At 71.9% G+C, this 16,166-nt stretch carries 15 protein-coding genes; 6 read left to right on the plus strand and 9 right to left on the minus strand.

Annotation, left to right across the window (positions count from 1 at the left end):
* Positions 1-36: 36 nt before the first annotated feature.
* From tal to E4623_RS08890, 6 genes are all read left to right on the plus strand, one after another.
* Positions 37-1,143 (plus strand): transaldolase, encoded by a 1,107-nt coding sequence (gene tal / locus E4623_RS08865; RefSeq protein WP_134766137.1) that lies wholly within the window; start codon positions 37-39, stop codon positions 1,141-1,143.
* A complete protein-coding gene (gene pgi / locus E4623_RS08870; RefSeq protein WP_134766138.1) occupies positions 1,140-2,807 on the plus strand; it encodes a glucose-6-phosphate isomerase in 1,668 nt (555 codons plus the stop codon). The genes tal and pgi overlap by 4 nt, the downstream gene beginning before the upstream one ends.
* Positions 2,804-4,357: a glucose-6-phosphate dehydrogenase gene (gene zwf / locus E4623_RS08875; RefSeq protein WP_134766139.1), complete on the plus strand. Its 1,554-nt coding sequence runs from the start codon at positions 2,804-2,806 to the stop codon at positions 4,355-4,357. The genes pgi and zwf overlap by 4 nt, the downstream gene beginning before the upstream one ends.
* Before the next feature lie 70 nt (positions 4,358-4,427).
* Positions 4,428-5,333, plus strand: coding sequence for a glucose-6-phosphate dehydrogenase assembly protein OpcA (locus E4623_RS08880; RefSeq protein WP_134766140.1), 906 nt, complete (start codon positions 4,428-4,430; stop codon positions 5,331-5,333).
* Positions 5,330-6,091 carry a 6-phosphogluconolactonase gene (gene pgl / locus E4623_RS08885; protein WP_134766141.1) on the plus strand — a complete coding sequence of 254 codons (762 nt, stop codon included), beginning with the start codon at positions 5,330-5,332 and terminating at the stop codon, positions 6,089-6,091. Before E4623_RS08880 ends, pgl begins: the two co-directional genes overlap by 4 nt.
* Positions 6,092-6,271: 180 nt before the next feature.
* Positions 6,272-7,237 (plus strand): hypothetical protein, encoded by a 966-nt coding sequence (locus tag E4623_RS08890; protein ID WP_134766142.1) that lies wholly within the window; start codon positions 6,272-6,274, stop codon positions 7,235-7,237.
* A gap of 30 nt (positions 7,238-7,267) precedes the next feature.
* Here E4623_RS08890 and E4623_RS08895 read toward each other — a convergent pair whose 3' ends face one another.
* From E4623_RS08895 to uvrC, 9 genes are all read right to left on the minus strand, one after another.
* Positions 7,268-7,627, minus strand: a complete 360-nt coding sequence (locus E4623_RS08895; RefSeq protein ID WP_134766143.1) for an RNA polymerase-binding protein RbpA — start codon at positions 7,625-7,627, stop codon at positions 7,268-7,270.
* Between the two features lie 48 nt (positions 7,628-7,675).
* Positions 7,676-7,912, minus strand: coding sequence for a preprotein translocase subunit SecG (gene secG, locus E4623_RS08900; protein ID WP_280633645.1), 237 nt, complete (start codon positions 7,910-7,912; stop codon positions 7,676-7,678).
* A gap of 66 nt (positions 7,913-7,978) precedes the next feature.
* A complete protein-coding gene (gene tpiA / locus E4623_RS08905) occupies positions 7,979-8,779 on the minus strand; it encodes a triose-phosphate isomerase (protein WP_134766144.1) in 801 nt (266 codons plus the stop codon).
* Positions 8,776-9,993, minus strand: a complete 1,218-nt coding sequence (locus tag E4623_RS08910) for a phosphoglycerate kinase (protein ID WP_134766145.1) — start codon at positions 9,991-9,993, stop codon at positions 8,776-8,778. Before E4623_RS08910 ends, tpiA begins: the two co-directional genes overlap by 4 nt.
* A gap of 2 nt (positions 9,994-9,995) precedes the next feature.
* Positions 9,996-10,991: a type I glyceraldehyde-3-phosphate dehydrogenase gene (gap, locus tag E4623_RS08915; RefSeq protein WP_134766146.1), complete on the minus strand. Its 996-nt coding sequence runs from the start codon at positions 10,989-10,991 to the stop codon at positions 9,996-9,998.
* A 145-nt stretch (positions 10,992-11,136) separates the two neighbouring features.
* A complete protein-coding gene (gene whiA / locus E4623_RS08920; protein ID WP_134766147.1) occupies positions 11,137-12,123 on the minus strand; it encodes a DNA-binding protein WhiA in 987 nt (328 codons plus the stop codon).
* A gap of 87 nt (positions 12,124-12,210) precedes the next feature.
* A complete protein-coding gene (gene yvcK / locus E4623_RS08925; RefSeq protein WP_245154978.1) occupies positions 12,211-13,209 on the minus strand; it encodes a uridine diphosphate-N-acetylglucosamine-binding protein YvcK in 999 nt (332 codons plus the stop codon).
* Positions 13,206-14,108, minus strand: coding sequence for an RNase adapter RapZ (gene rapZ / locus E4623_RS08930; protein WP_134766149.1), 903 nt, complete (start codon positions 14,106-14,108; stop codon positions 13,206-13,208). The genes yvcK and rapZ overlap by 4 nt, the downstream gene beginning before the upstream one ends.
* Positions 14,105-16,114 carry an excinuclease ABC subunit UvrC gene (gene uvrC, locus E4623_RS08935; RefSeq protein WP_134766150.1) on the minus strand — a complete coding sequence of 670 codons (2,010 nt, stop codon included), beginning with the start codon at positions 16,112-16,114 and terminating at the stop codon, positions 14,105-14,107. The genes rapZ and uvrC overlap by 4 nt, the downstream gene beginning before the upstream one ends.
* Positions 16,115-16,166: the final 52 nt, after the last annotated feature.

Here is a 16,166-nt window from a genome sequence, read left to right on the forward strand (position 1 = left end):
CCCCACGCGCCACCCACCGACCACAGGAGGAACCCCATGAACGCTCGACTGAAGGCGCTCGCTGACGCGGGCGTGTCCATCTGGCTCGACGACCTGTCGCGCGAGCGCATCGAGAGCGGCAACCTGGCCGCGCTGATCGAGGAGAAGTCGGTGGTCGGGGTGACCACGAACCCGACCATCTTCGCCGGCGCGATCGCCAACGGCGAGCGGTACGACGGGCAGGTCCGTCAGCTCGTCGCCGACGGCGCCAGCGTCGACCGTGTGATCTTCGAGCTGACCACCGAGGACGTCCGCAACGCCTGCGACATCTTCAAGCGGGTCGCGGACGGCAGCGCCTCCGACGGGCGGGTCTCGATCGAGGTCGAGCCCACCCTGGCCAACGACACCGGTGGCACCATCGCGTCCGCCCAGGCCCTCTGGGCCGCCGTCGACCGCGGCAACGCCCTCGTCAAGATCCCCGCCACCAAGGAGGGTCTGCCGGCGATCACCGCGGCGATCGCCCAGGGCATCAGCGTCAACGTGACCCTCATCTTCGGGACCACGCGGTACCAGGAGGTCATGGACGCCTACCAGAGCGGCCTCGAGCAGGCGCGCGACGCCGGGCTCGACCTCAGCGAGATCCAGTCGGTCGCCTCGTTCTTCGTCAGCCGCATCGACACCGAGATCGACCGGCGCCTCGACGAGATCGGCACCGACGAGGCCGCCGCGCTCAAGGGCAAGGCCGCCCTCGCCAACGCGCGGCTCGCCTACGCCGCCTACGAGGAGGTGCTGGCCTCCGACCGCTGGAAGCAGCTCGCCGAGGCCGGCGCCGTCAAGCAGCGCCCGCTGTGGGCCTCCACCGGCGTCAAGTCGGAGGCCTACCCCGACACGCTGTACGTCACCGAGCTCGTCGTCGCCGACACCGTGAACACGATGCCCGAGAAGACCATGGACGCCTTCGCCGACCACGGCGAGGTCACCGGCGACACCGTGACCGGCCAGGCAGCGCAGGCCCAGGAGGTCTTCGACCGGCTCGCCGCGGTCGGCGTCGACTTCGAGGACGTGCTGGTCACCGTCGAGCACGAGGGCGTCGACAAGTTCAAGGCGTCCTGGACGGAGCTGACCGAGACCGTCGAGAAGCAGATGGCGGCGGCCCGCCCGTGACCGATGGGCCGGTGGACCCGACGTCGACACCGGCGTGGTCCCGCCTGACGGCACTGGCCACGGCGTCCTCCCCCGACCTGCGGGCCTGGTTCGCCGCCGACCCGGGCCGGGTCGGGCGGCTCACCCACACCGCCGGCGACCTGACGGTCGACCTGTCCAAGTCGTTCCTCGACACCGACGTCGTCGCGGCCCTGCTCGACCTGGCCGCGCAGACGCAGGTCCTGGAGCGGCGCGACGCGATGTACGCCGGTGAGCACATCAACGTCACCGAGGACCGCGCCGTCCTGCACACCGCGCTCCGGCTCCCGGCCGACGCCAGCCTCGAGGTCGACGGGCAGGACGTCGTCCGCGACGTCCACGAGGTGCTCGCCCGGGTCTACGCCTTCGCCGACCAGGTGCGTGACGGCTCGTGGACCGGGGTCACCGGCGAGCGGATCCGCACGGTCGTCAACATCGGGATCGGCGGCTCCGACCTCGGTCCGGTGATGACCTACGAGGCGCTGGCGCCGTACCACCAGGACGGCCTGGAGTGCCGGTTCATCAGCAACATCGACCCCACCGACGTCGCGACGACGCTGCGTGGCCTCGACCCGGCCACGACGCTGTTCATCGTGTCGAGCAAGACCTTCGGCACGCTGGAGACGCTCACCAACGCACGGCTGTGCAAGGCGTGGCTGCTCGACGGGCTGTCGGGCCAGGACGAGGCGGACGCCGTGCGCCGGCACTTCGTCGCGGTCTCGACCGCCCTCGACAAGGTCGCCGACTTCGGCATCGACCCCGACAACGCGTTCGGCTTCTGGGACTGGGTCGGCGGGCGGTACTCCCTCGACTCCGCCATCGGGACGTCGCTGGCGGTGGCCATCGGCCCGGAGCGCTTCGCGGAGCTGCTGGCCGGTTTCCACACCATGGACGAGCACTTCCGCACCGCCGAGCCGGCCCGCAACGTGCCGCTCCTGATGGGCCTGCTCAACGTCTGGTACGTCAACTTCCACGGCGCGCAGAGCCACGCGGTGCTGCCCTACGCGCAGCTGCTGCACCGGTTCCCGGCCTACCTCCAGCAGCTGACGATGGAGTCGAACGGCAAGGGTGTGCGCTGGGACGGTTCGCCGGTCACCACCGACACCGGCGAGATCTTCTGGGGCGAGCCCGGCACCAACGGCCAGCACGCGTTCTACCAGCTCATCCACCAGGGCACCCGGCTGGTCCCGGCCGACTTCATCGCCTTCGCCAACCCGAGCTACCCGCTCACCGACGTGGTCGACGGGCGGAGCACCGACGTCCACGAGCTGTTCCTCGCCAACTTCCTGGCCCAGACCCGGGCGCTGGCGTTCGGCAAGACCGCCGACGAGGTCCGGGCCGAGGGCACCGACGAGGCCGTCGTCCCGGCGCGGGTCTTCGAGGGCAACCGCCCGACCACCTCGATCATCGCGCCGGAGCTGACGCCGTCCGTGCTCGGTCAGCTGATCGCGCTCTACGAGCACCTCACCTTCGTGCAGGGCGCGGTGTGGGGCATCGACAGCTTCGACCAGTGGGGCGTCGAGCTCGGCAAGCAGCTCGCCCAGCAGGTCGGGCCGGCCATCGCCGGCGACGCCGCCGCGCTGGACGAGCAGGACGCCTCGACCCGGGCCTTGATCGCCTACTACCAGGAGCACCGACGCCGATGAGCGCGTACGTCAACCCGCTGCGCCAGGAGCAGGACCGCCGACTCCCCCGCATCGCGGGGCCCTGCGGCATGGTGCTGTTCGGCGTCACCGGCGACCTGTCCCGCAAGAAGATCATGCCGGCCATCTACGACCTCGCGAACCGCGGCCTGCTGCCGCCCGGCTTCAGCCTCGTCGGGTTCGCGCGACGCGACTGGGCCGACCAGGACTTCGCCCAGATCGTGCACGACTCGGTGAAGGCCTACGCGCGCACCGAGTTCCGCGAGGAGGTCTGGAACCAGCTCGCGGAGGGCTTCCGCTTCGTGTCGGGGGCCTTCGACGACGACGTCGCCTTCGACCGGCTGCGGCGCACCATCGAGGAGCTCGACCAGGTCCGCGGCACCGGCGGCAACCACGCCTTCTACCTGGCGATCCCGCCCGGCGGGTTCGGCCTGGTGGCCCAGCAGCTGCAGGAGCACGGGCTCGCGGTGGCTCCCGACGAGCTGCCCGTGGGCAAGAGCGGCGAGCGCCCGTGGCGGCGCGTCGTCATCGAGAAGCCGTTCGGCCACGACCTGACCTCGGCCCGTGAGCTCAACTCGACCCTCGACACCGTCTTCCCGCCGCCCGCGATCTTCCGGATCGACCACTACCTCGGCAAGGAGACGGTGCAGAACATCCTGGCGACCCGCTTCGCCAACACGATGTTCGAGCCGCTCTGGAACAACAACTACGTCGACCACGTGCAGATCACCATGGCCGAGGACGTCGGCATCGGCGGCCGGGCCGGCTACTACGACGGCATCGGGGCGGCGCGCGACGTCATCCAGAACCACCTGCTGCAGCTGATGGCCCTCGTCGCGATGGAGGAGCCGACGTCGTTCGACGCCGAGGCGCTGCGGATCGAGAAGCAGAAGCTGCTCGCCAGCATCAAGATCCCGCGGCGCATCGACCGCGGCACCGCGCGCGGGCAGTACGCCGCGGGTTGGGCCGGCGGTGCGAAGGTGCTCGGCTTCAAGGACGAGGACGGCATCGCGGCCAGCTCCCGCACCGAGACCTACGCGGCGATCACCCTGCACGTGGAGAACCGGCGCTGGGCCGGCGTCCCGTTCTACCTGCGCACGGGCAAGCGCCTCGGACGGCGCGTCACCGAGGTCGCCGTCGTCTTCAAGCGCTCGCCGCACCAGCCGTTCACGGCGACGTCCGTGGAGGACCTCACCCAGAACGCCCTGGTCATCCGGGTGCAGCCCGACGAGGGCATGACGGTCCGGTTCGGCGCGAAGGTGCCGGGCACGCAGATGGAGATCCGCGACGTCAACATGGACTTCGCCTACGGCGGGACCTTCACCGAGGCCTCGCCCGAGGCCTACGAGCGGCTGATCCTCGACGTCCTGCTCGGTGACCCGCCGCTGTTCCCGCGGCACGAGGAGGTCGAGCTGTCCTGGAAGATCCTCGACCCGATCCTCGAGCGCTGGGCCGACAAGGGCACGCCCGAGGACTACACCCCCGGCACCTGGGGACCGGCCTCGGCCGACAAGATGCTGGCCCGCGACGGACGCGTCTGGAGGAGGCCCTGATGTCACCCCAGGGACTTCCCGTCCTGCCCCGCAGCACCAAGCCGTCCGACAACTCCGCAGGGACCCCGACATGATGGAGCTCACCGACACCAGCTCATCGGCGATCGCCGCCGAGTTCGTGCGCGCCCGCACCCGGGCCGGCTCGCCGGCGATGGGGATGGTGATGACGCTGATCGTCGTGGTCGACGAGGAGTCGTCCGAGGCCGCGATGACCAACGCGCGCAAGGCGACCCACGAGCACCCCGCGCGGGTCCTCGGCGTCGTCCTCGGCTCGGCGCGCGGCAAGGCGGTCGTCAACGCCCAGGTCGGCACCGGAGCGGGATGGGGCGGCGAGGCCGCCGTCATCCGGCTCGAGGGCGAGGTGGTCAAGCACGCCGACTCCGTCGTGCTGCCGCTGCTGCTGCCCGACTCCCCCGTCGCGATCTGGTGGCCGCACGACCCGCCGGCCGACCCCGCGGCCGACCCGCTCGGCGCGCTCGCCAAGCGCCGGATCACCGACGCCGCCGAGGTCCACCAGGGCAAGACGACCGCACTCCAGACGCAGTGCGCGTCGTACGTCGCCGGCAACACGGACCTCGCCTGGACCCGGCTCACGGCGTGGCGCGCGCTGCTCGCGGCGTCCCTCGACCAGCACCCGCTGAAGGTGACGTCGGCGACGGTCACGTCCGAGCGGATCAGCCCCAGCGCCGACCTGCTCGCCGCGTGGCTCCGCAACCGGCTCAAGGTCGAGGTCACCCGGCACCACTCGTCGGGGCCCGGCATCACCGAGGTCGTCCTGGCGACCAAGGAGGGGCCGATCCGCATCGCCCGCACCGACGGCCGGCTCGCGACGTTCACCTCGCCCGACCGGCCCGACCGGCCGATCGCGCTCAAGCGGCGCAAGCTGCCCGAGCTGCTCGCCGAGGAGCTGCGTCGCCTCGACGAGGACGACGTGTACGCCGCCACCATCACCAGCCTGAGCAGGAGCACGTCGTGAACGCAGCCGGTCCCACGACCCCGCGCATCGAGGTCCAGCCGTCCCCGGAGGCGCTGGCGACCGCCGTCGCCGGCGAGCTGCTGGCACGGCTCGCGGACCTGCAGGCGGCCGGTCAGGTCCCGCAGATCGGGCTCACCGGCGGCACCATCGCCGAGGCCGTCCACCGGGAGATCGCACGGCTGTCGCCGGCGTCCGGCGTCGACTGGGGCACCGTCGTCGTCTGGTTCGGTGACGAGCGGTTCGTCGCCCCCGACTCCCCCGACCGCAACGCCGGTCAGGCCCGGGCGGCGTTCCTCGACGCCGTCGGCGCCACCCAGGTGCACGAGATGGCCTCCACCGCGACGGCGTCCTCGGTCGAGGACGGCGCCGCGGCGTACGCCGACCTGGTGCGCGCCCACGGCACCGGTGGCTTCGACGTCCTGATGCTCGGTATCGGCCCCGACGGCCACGTCGCCTCGCTCTTCCCGGGCCACCCGGCCGCCGCGACCACCGGTGCCGTCGCGGTCGGCGTCCACGACTCGCCGAAGCCGCCGCCGGACCGGATCTCGCTCACGTTCGAGTGCCTGAACCGGGCCGACACGGTCTGGTTCCTCGCCTCCGGCGACGGCAAGGCCGAGGCCGTCGCCCGCGCCCTCGCCCCCGAGGGCTCGGTCACCGAGACCCCCGCCCGCGGCGTCACCGGCCGGGACCCCTCGGGCGGCACCGCCGCCACCGAGATCACCTGGTGGCTCGACACCACCGCCGCCTCCGCCCTCTGACCGCCGAGTCGGCGCGAAGGTCAAGTCCGGACGCGCCGAGTCGGCGCTGAGGTCAAGTCAGGACTCGCCGAGTCGGCGTTCCCGGTCAGCACGAACGCCGACTCGGCGTGGTCGGGCGGTCGTCCACAGGCCCCGGAGACGCGTGGTTCGGGTGCCGGCGCTCCGGGCACCCCGGACCACATGCGTGTCGGACGGCTCCTCGACCTGCCTCACCTCGACGACCGCTTCCCGCTGCCCGTGGATCGCCCGTTCACGGCGGCGACGGCCCGGGCCGCCGGCGTCAGCTGGTTCAACCTCGGGCGCCTGATCGACTCGGGGCACCTCCGCTCCCCCGTGCGCGGCGCGTTCCTGGCGACGCAGGCGGGTGACTCGGTCCGGCTGCGTGCGGAGAGCCTCGCGCTCGTCGTGCCCGAGGACTGCGTCGTCTGCGACCGTCATGCGGGCTGGCTCCACGGGGCGGACATGATCCTCACCCCCGGCGAGCACCGGCAGCTCCAGCCGATCTCGGTCTTCCGGCCGTCGGGCCACGGGCGGCTCCGCAACGACCTGGCGGACAGCGGCGAGCGCAACCTCCGCCCCCCCGAGGTCACCGTGGTCGGCGGTGTCCTGGTCACCACTCCGCTCCGGACCACGTGGGACCTGGGGAGGCAGAGGTCGCGCGATGCCTCGTTGGCGTGCATGGACCAGATGTTCCGGCTGGGCGGCATCGACCGCGAGGAGTTCATGGAGGGGATCCCGCGGTTCCGCGGGATGCGGTGGGTCACGCGGCTCCGCGAGCTCGCGCCCTACGTGGACGGTCGCGCGGCGTCACCGGGTGAGTCGTGCCTGCGCCTGCGCTGGATCGACGCGGGTCTACCGCTCCCCGAGCTCCAGGTCGAGGTGTGGGTGGACGGCGTGCTGCTCGCGATCATCGACATCGGCTGCGAGGAGGTCCGGTACGGCGCCGAGTACGACGGCGAGGAGTGGCACTCCACCGCGGAGCAGGTCGCGCACGACACGGCGCGACGCCGCGAGCTCGCCGAGCACCGGTGGTCGATCGAGGTGTTCCGGAAGGACGACGTCCACGGGCGGGCGCAGACGGCGGACCGCACGCTGCGGTCCGGGTATGCGGCCGCCCGCGCTGCCCGCGGCGCGATCATCACCTGAAATCGGGCCGAGTCGGCGGGAGTCAGGGGGTCAGAAGATGATCTCGCCGGACTTGCGACGGGTGCGGAGGAGCTGGATCGCCTCGTCGAGGATGACCTCGGCCTCGCGGTCGGAGCGACGCTCCTTCACGTAGGCCAGGTGGGTCTTGTAGGGCTCGATCTTGGGCGCCGGCGGCGGGTTGTCGGAGTCGAGCGAGGCCGGCAGGCCGCACTTGGGGCAGTCCCAGGAGTCCGGGACGGTCGCCTCGACCGAGAACGTGATCACCGAGCGGTGCTCGTGCGAGCAGAAGTACGTGACGGCCTGCCGCGGCGCGGCCTCGCCGCGCTCGGCCTCGCCCATCGGACCGGCACCCACGCGGCTGCCGCGAATGGCGTTTCCTGCACCTGCCATGACTGTTGACTCCTCGTTCGACTCGTCGTGTGCTGGGCCCGCGAGGGCTCAGTAGGCCTTGAGCAGGCCGAGGGCGATGACGCAGGCGAACCAGATGATGCCCGTGCCGATCGTGAAGCGGTCCAGGTTGCGCTCGGCGACCGACGAGCCGCCGAGCGAGCTCGACACACCGCCGCCGAACATGTCCGACAGGCCGCCACCACGCCCCTTGTGGAGGAGCACCAGCAAGATCATCAGACCGCTGGCGAGGCACAGGAGAATGGTGAGGATGAGTTCCGCGTTCACGAGGGTTGATCCTACGTCAGGGATGCCGTGCGAGGACGACCGGCACCCGCGGGTTGTCGCTCGGAATCAGAGCGCGGGCATGTCGTAGAAGCGGCAGATCCCGCCGAACTCGTCGACCTGGAGGCTGGCGCCTCCGACGAGCGCGCCGTCGACGTCGGCCTTGGCCATGATGCCGGCGACGTTGGCGGCCTTGACGGAGCCGCCGTAGAGCACGCGGACGCCGTCGGCGGCCGCGTCGCCGTACGCCTCGCGGATCTGCCCGCGGATCGCCTGGCAGACCTCCTGGGCGTCCTCGGGGGTCGCGACCTCGCCGGTGCCGATGGCCCAGACGGGTTCGTAGGCGATGACGAGGTCGGCGACCTGCTCGGCGGTGAAGCCCGCGAGCGAGCCCTCGACCTGAGCCATCGTGTGGGGGACGTGCTCCCCGGCCTGGCGGACCTCGAGGCCCTCGCCGACGCACACGATCGGGGTCATCCCAGCCTTCAGCGCGGCGTGCGCCTTGGCGTTGACGACCTCGTCGGTCTCCGCGTGGTACTCACGGCGCTCGGAGTGCCCGACGACGACGTAGGAGCAGCCGAGCTTGGCCAGCATGCCGGCCGAGATCTCGCCGGTGTAGGCGCCCGACTCCTGCGTGGAGACGTCCTGGGCGGCGTACTTGACCGAGAGCCGGTCGCCGTCGACGAGCGTCTGGACCGAGCGCAGGTCGGTGAACGGCGGGACGACGACGACCTCGACCTTGCCGAAGTCGTGGCGCTTGTCGGCCAGCGTCCAGGCGAGCTTCTGGACCAGGACGACGGCCTCCTGGTGGTTGAGGTTCATCTTCCAGTTGCCCGCCATCAGCGGGACGCGCGTGTTCTTGGTGCTCATGACTGTGCGTCCTCCAGGACGGTGATGCCGGGGAGCTCCTTGCCCTCGAGGTACTCGAGGCTGGCACCGCCCCCGGTGGAGATGTGACCGAATGCGTCCTCGTCGAAACCGAGGGCGCGGACGGCGGCGGCGGAGTCGCCACCGCCGACGACCGACAGGCCGCCGCGGGTCGTGACCCCGGTCAGCGCCTCGGCGACGGCACGGGTGCCGTCGGAGAACTCGGGGGTCTCGAAGACGCCCATGGGACCGTTCCAGAAGACCGTCCGGGCGTCGGCCAGCGCCGCCGCGAAGTCGGCGCCCGAGGCCGGCCCGATGTCGAGGCCGAGTGCGTCGGCCGGGATCTGGTCGGCGGGGACGACGCGCGGCTCCGGGCTCCGCTCGCCGCTGGGGAACGCCGTGTCGACGACGATGTCGCCGGGAAGCAGGATCTGCACCCCCGACTCCTCCGCGCGGGCCAGGTAGGCGCGGCAGACGTCGAGCTGGTCCTCCTCGAGCAGGCTCTTGCCGACCTCGTGGCCCTGGGCCTTGAGGAAGGTGAAGACCATCCCGCCGCCGATGAGCAGCTTGTCGGCCTTGCCGAGCAGGTTGTCGATGACGCCGAGCTTGTCGGAGACCTTCGACCCGCCGAGGACGACGACGTAGGGCCGCTCGGGGTCGACGGTGAGGCGACGCAGCACGTCGATCTCGGTGGCGACGAGGCCGCCCATCGCGTGCGGGAGGCGCTCGGCGACGTCGTAGACGCTGGCCTGCTTGCGGTGCACGACGCCGAAGCCGTCGGACACGAAGGCGTCGGCCAGGGCGGCGAGCTCGTCGGCGAAGGCGCCGCGCTCGGCCGCGTCCTTGCTGGTCTCGCCGGCGTTGAACCGGACGTTCTCCAGCACCACGACCTGGCCGTCGGCCAGGTCGGCGACGGCGGCCTTCGCCGACTCCCCCACCGTGTCGGTGGCGAAGGCGACGTCGGCGCCGAGGAGCTCGCCGAGCCGGGCGGCCACCGGGGCCAGGGAGTACCGGTCCTCCGGTGCTCCCTTCGGCCGGCCGAGGTGCGCGGTCACGACCACGCGGGCTCCGGCGTCGACCAGGGTCCGGATGGTCGGGACGCTGGCGCGGATCCGGCCGTCGTCGGTGATGCTCGTGCCGTCGAGCGGCACGTTCAGGTCCGATCGCACCAGGACCCGCTTGCCCTGGACGTCGCCCAGCCCGGCGTACTCCCCCATCGTCAGAGGCTCTGGCCGACGAGGTTCACGAGGTCGACGAGGCGGTTGGAGTAGCCCCACTCGTTGTCGTACCAGCCGACGACCTTGACCTGGTTGCCGATGACCTTGGTCAGCGGCGCGTCGAAGATGCAGGACGCCGGGTCGGTGGTGATGTCGGTGGAGACGATCGGGTCGGTCGAGTACTTCAGGTAGACGCCGTCGGCGGCCTTCTTCATGACGGCGTTGACCTCCTCGACGGTGGTCTCGCGGCCGGCCTCGAAGGTGAGGTCGGTGGCCGAGCCGGTCGGGACCGGCACGCGCAGCGCGTAGCCGTCGAGCTTGCCCTTGAGCTCGGGGAGCACCAGCGCGATGGCCTTGGCGGCCCCGGTGGACGTCGGCACGATGTTGAGCGCTGCCGAGCGCGCCCGGCGCAGGTCCTTGTGCGGGCCGTCGAGCAGGTTCTGGTCGCCGGTGTAGGCGTGGATGGTGGTCATCAGCCCCTTGACGATGCCGAACTCGTCGTTGAGGGCCTTGGCCATCGGCGCGAGGCAGTTCGTGGTGCACGAGGCGTTGGAGATGATGGCGTGGGTCGCCGGGTCGTAGTCGCCGTCGTTGACGCCCATCACGATCGTGACGTCCTCGTTCTTGGCCGGCGCCGAGATGATGACCTTCTTGGCGCCGCCGGCGATGTGGGCCTTGGCCTGCTCGGCGTCGGTGAAGAAGCCGGTGGACTCGATGACGATGTCGGCGCCGACCTCGCCCCACGGCAGGGCGCTCGGGTCGCGCTCGGCGAAGGCCTTGAAGGTCTGGCCCGCGGCGGTGATGTCGGTGTCGGTCGACGTCACGTCGCCGTCGAGGCGGCCGAGGATCGAGTCGTACTTGAGGAGCGTGGCGAGCGTGTTGTTGTCCGTCAGGTCGTTGACGGCAACGATCTGGATGTCGGCGCCGGAGGCGACGACGGCTCGGAAGAAGTTGCGGCCGATGCGGCCGAAGCCGTTGATTCCTACGCGAACGGTCACTGCGATCTGCTCCTGAGATGGTCTGGATGGGGCAGTTCGGACCCTACCGCCCGACGCCCACCCCGCCCCACGAGCATCCGACCTACGTGCGGGTAACTGGACGCCCGACCGGATCGGTCGGGGAGGAGCCGGGACGCGATGGTTCTCAGTCGTCGTCAGCGAGCATCTCGGGCGTCAGCGACGCCTCGGTGTCGGGGATGCCGAGCTCCTCGGCGCGCTTGTCGGCCATGGCCAGCAGCCGGCGGATCCGACCGGCGATCGCGTCCTTGGTGAGCACCGGCTCGTGCAGCTGGCCGAGCTCCTCGAGCGAGGCCTGCTTGTGCTCGAGCCGCAGCGTCCCGGCGAGCTTGAGGTGGTCGGGGACCTCCTCGCCGAGGATCTCCATCGCCCGGTCGACCCGGGCCCCGGCGGCGACGGCGGCGCGGGCGGAGCGCCGCAGGTTGGCGTCGTCGAAGTTGGCGAGGCGGTTGGCCGTGGCCCGGACCTCGCGGCGCATCCGCCGCTCCTCCCAGGCCATCAGGGTCTCGTGCGCGCCGAGCCGGGTGAGCAGCTGTCCGATGGCGTCGCCGTCGCGGATGACCACGCGGTCGACGCCGCGGACCTCGCGGGCCTTCGCCTGGATGCCGAGCCGCCGCGCCACGCCGACGAGGGCGAGCGCGGCCTCGGGGCCGGGGCAGGTGACCTCGAGCGCGGAGGAGCGGCCGGGCTCGGTGAGCGAGCCGTGGGCGAGGAACGCCCCGCGCCAGGCGGCGACGGCGTCGCACGCGCCGCCGGAGACGACGGCCGGCGGGAGCCCGCGCACGGGACGGCCGCGCTGGTCGAGCAGCCCGGTCTGGCGCGCCAGCGACTCGCCGTCCTTGACGACGCGGACGAGGTAGCGGCTGCCCTTGCGGATGCCGTTGCCCTGGACCATGACGACGTCGGAGCGGTGGCCGTAGATCTCGTCGATGTCACGGCGCAGGCGGCGGGCGGCCGCGCCGGTGTCGAGCTCGGCCTCCACCACGATCTTGCCGCTGACGATGTGCAGGCCGCCGGCGAACCGGAGCATCGTGGCGACCTCGGCCTTGCGGCAGCAGGTCTTGGTGATCTGGGTGTTGGCGAGCTCCGCCTTCACCTGAGCCGTCATCGCCATGGGGGCGAGTCTTCCATGAGCGTCAACAACCCTCGGACCCCGTGTCCCCCACCGAATCGGCGGTGTGAGCCGGCCCTCCTCAGGCCCTCAGGACGCGTCGCCGTCGATGATCCGGGCGAACGCCGCCGCCAGCTTGGCCGGGTCGTGCCGCGGGCTGCCGTCGTCGGCGGCGACGTCGTCGACGACGAGCCGGGCGCCGGCGTCGTCGACGACCTGGCGGAGCTCGGCGAGCTGGTCGGCGGGCAGGTTGGCGGCGTCGGCGAGCACCGTGTGGACGCGCAGCGCCGGCGCGTGCTCGAAGAGGACGGCGAGGTGGTCGGCCGGCCCGAACCCGCCGGTCTCGCCCTGCTGCTCCTCGAGGTTGAGGACGACGACCAGGCGGGCCGTCGTGGCGACCAGCGCCTCGCGGAGCGCGGCCACCCGCACGTGCGGGATCACCGACGAGAACCACGACCCCGGCCCGAGGAAGCACCAGTCCGCCTCGGCGACCTTGCTCAGCGCGACCGGGCTGACCGGCGGGTCGGGCGGCTCGAGGTCGACCGAGGTGATGACGCCCTCGGTCGTGGCGACCTCGACCTGCCCGCGGACCGTGGTGAGGGCATCGGGGTCACCCGCGACCAGGCCGCGGACCTCGGCACGGATGTCCATCGGCGCGAGCGCCATCGGGAGCACCCGCCCCTTCGCCCCGAGCAGCCGCCCCACCCAGTCGAGGGCGTCGACGGGGTCGCCGAGCAGCTCCCACAGGCCGACGATGAGGAGGTTGCCGACGACGTGGCCGCGCATCTCGCCCTCGCCCTGGAACCGGTGCTGGAGGACCCGCGCCCAGGTGTCGCCCCACGTGTCGCTGCCGCACAGCGCCGCGAGCGCCATCCGCAGGTCGCCGGGCGGGACGACGTTGAACTCGCCGCGCAGCCGCCCGGAGGACCCGCCGTTGTCGGCGACGGTGACGATCGCGGTGAGGTCGTCGACCGTCAGGTCGTCGACGAGCATCCGCAGCGCCGACAGCGTCGCGTGCAGGCCGTGGCCGCCACCGAAGGCGACCACCGCCTGGGCGCGCTCCTCGGGGTGGCCCACGGGGCGGTTCACTCCCGTCCCAGGTCGCGGTGCACGGGCTTGGCCTCGAGCCCCGCGGCGACCAGGCGGCGGGTGATCTCCTCCGACATCGCGACGCTGCGGTGCTTGCCCCCGGTGCAGCCGATGGCGACGCGCATGAACCGCTTGCCCTCGCGCAGGTAGCCCTCGGCGACGCCGGTGAGCACCGGCAGGTAGGCGTCGAGGAACTCGGCGGCCCCGGGCTGGGCCTTCACGTAGTCGGCCACGTCGGAGTCGCGGCCGGTGTGGCTGCGCAGCTCGGGCACCCAGAACGGGTTGGGCAGGAACCGCATGTCGGCGAGGTAGTCGGCGTCGACCGGGATCCCGTACTTGAACCCGAAGCTCACCACGGTCACCTTGAGGGCGGTGGTCTCGGGCGTGCCGAACGCCTCGGCAACGCGGTCGGTGAGCTGGTGCACGTTGAGCGCTGTCGTGTCGATGACGAGGTCGGCGTCGGCCCGCAGGTCGGCGAGCACCCGACGCTCCCGGGCGAGGCCGTCGAGCAGCCGGCCGGAGGCCTGGAGCGGGTGCGGACGACGGGCGGCCTCCTGGCGGCGCACCAGGACGTCGTCGGCGGCGTCGAGGAACAGCAGCGTCGTGCGGCGCCCGGTGGCGCCGCGGGCCAGCAGGCTGCGCAGCGTGCCGAAGAAGGAGCCGGACCGGACGTCGACGACCACCGCGACGGGTTGCGTGCGCCCCTGGGTCTCGTCGACGAGCCGGACGACCTCGGGGAGCAGGCTCGGCGGCAGGTTGTCGACGACGAAGTAGCCGAGGTCCTCGAGCTCCTTCGCCGCGGTGCTGCGCCCGGCGCCGGTCATGCCGGTGACGACGACGACCTCGCCCCGGTCGTTGGTCGACGGCGCCGACGGGTCGGCCGCGGAGTCCTCGCTCATTCGATGACCTCTCCGGTCGCGGTGTTGACGGACATGGTGCCGGGTGCAGTCTTCCCGGTCGCCGAGGCCCGCTCCACCGCCTCCTTGATCGCGGTGGCCGTCCGCGGCCCGATGCCCGGGACCAGGGCGATCTCCGCCGCCTCGGCCTCGCGCAGCTTCTTCAGGGAGCCGAAGTGCTTGAGCAGGGTCTTGCGGCGCACCTCGCCGAGCCCCGGGACGTCGTCGAGCATGCTCTCGACCATCGTCTTGGAACGACGACCCGCGTGGTGGGTGTTGGCGAAGCGGTGGGCCTCGTCGCGGATGCGCTGGAGGAGGTAGAGCCCCTCGGAGGAGCGCGCGAGGATCACGGGGTCCTCCTCCCCCGGCAGCCACACCTCCTCGAGCCGCTTCGCCAGCCCGCAGACGGGGATGTCGTTGATGCCGAGCTCGAGCAGGGCCTGCTGTGCGGCCGCGACCTGCGGCTGGCCACCGTCGACGACCACGAGGCCGGGGGCGTAGGCGAACTTGCGGGGGCGCCCGGTCTCGGGGTCGACCAGCATCGGGCCCTGGTCGGTGGTGCGGGTCAGCGAGCGGGCCTGCTCGTCGAGCAGCCGCTTGAAGCGTCGGCTGATCACCTCGTGCATCGAGGCGACGTCGTTCTGCTTGTCGACGCCCTTGATCACGAAGCGTCGGTACTCGCCCTTGCGGGCCAGGCCGTCCTCGAACACGACCATCGACGCGACGACCTCGGTGCCCTGCAGGTGGGCGACGTCGTAGCACTCGATGCGCAGCGGCGCCTCGTCGAGGTCGAGGGCCTCGCGGATCTCCTCGAGTGCACGGTTGCGGGTGGTGAGGTCGCTGGCGCGCTTGGTCTTGTGCAGCGCCAGCGACTGTCGCGCGTTGGTGGCCACCGTCTCCTGCAGCGTCTTCTTGTCGCCACGCTGCGGCACCCGGATCTGGACCCGGCTGCCCTTGAGGTCGGACAGCAGGGCCTCGAAGGTCACGACGTCGGTGGGCAGCTCAGGCACGAGGATCTCGCGCGGGACGGCGTCCGCGTCGCCGGCGTAGAGCTGGAGCAGGAAGTCCTCGACGAGCTCGGCGGTGTCGCCGTCGGTGACCCGGTCGGCCACCCAGCCGCGCTGGCCGCGGATCCGGCCGCCGCGCACGTAGAAGATCTGGACGGCGACCTCGAGCGGGTCCTCCGCGAGCGCGATGACGTCGGCGTCGGCGCCGTCGCCGAGGACGACGGCCTGCTTCTCCAGCGCACGCTGCATCGCCCCGAGGTCGTCGCGCAGCCGCGCGGCCCGCTCGAAGTCCATCGCGTCGGAGGCGGCGTACATCTCCTTCTCGATGCGGCGGGTGAACGGGCGGGTCTGCCCGGCCATGAAGTCGCAGAAGTCGTCGACGATCTCGCGGTGCTCCTCCGCGCTGACCTCGCCCACGCACGGGGCGGAGCACTTGCCGATGTAGCCCAGGAGGCACGGACGGCCGATCTGCGCCGAGCGCTTGAAGACGCCGTTGCTGCACGAGCGCATCGGGAAGACGCGCAGCAGGATGTCGACGGTCTCGCGGATCGCCCAGGCGTGGCTGTAGGGGCCGAAGTAGCGGGTGCCCTTGCGCTTGGCGCCGCGCCCGACCATCACCCGGGGGAACTCGTCGCCGACCGTGACCGCGAGCCAGGGGTAGGACTTGTCGTCGCGGTACTTGACGTTGAAGCGCGGGTCGAACTCCTTGATCCAGGAGTACTCCAGCTGCAGCGCCTCGACCTCGGTGTTGACGACGGTCCACTCCACGCTGGCCGCGGTGGTGACCATCGAGGCGGTGCGCTGGTGCAGGTTGGCGATGTCCTGGAAGTACGACGAGAGCCGGGAGCGCAGGTTCTTCGCCTTGCCGACGTAGACGACCCGGCCCTTCGCGTCGCGGAACCGGTAGACCCCCGGCTGGGTCGGGATCGACCCCGGCTCGGGCCGGTAGGACTGGGGCCCGCCGGTCGGTCTGGCGGTGCGGGGTGGACGGGAGGGGGACACGGCTCAACCCTACGGACGGCCACGGACACCGGCGCGCCAGGTTTCCTGTCTA

This window comes from Nocardioides sp. 1609 (assembly GCF_004522105.1).
In the GTDB taxonomy this organism is placed as follows: domain Bacteria; phylum Actinomycetota; class Actinomycetes; order Propionibacteriales; family Nocardioidaceae; genus Nocardioides.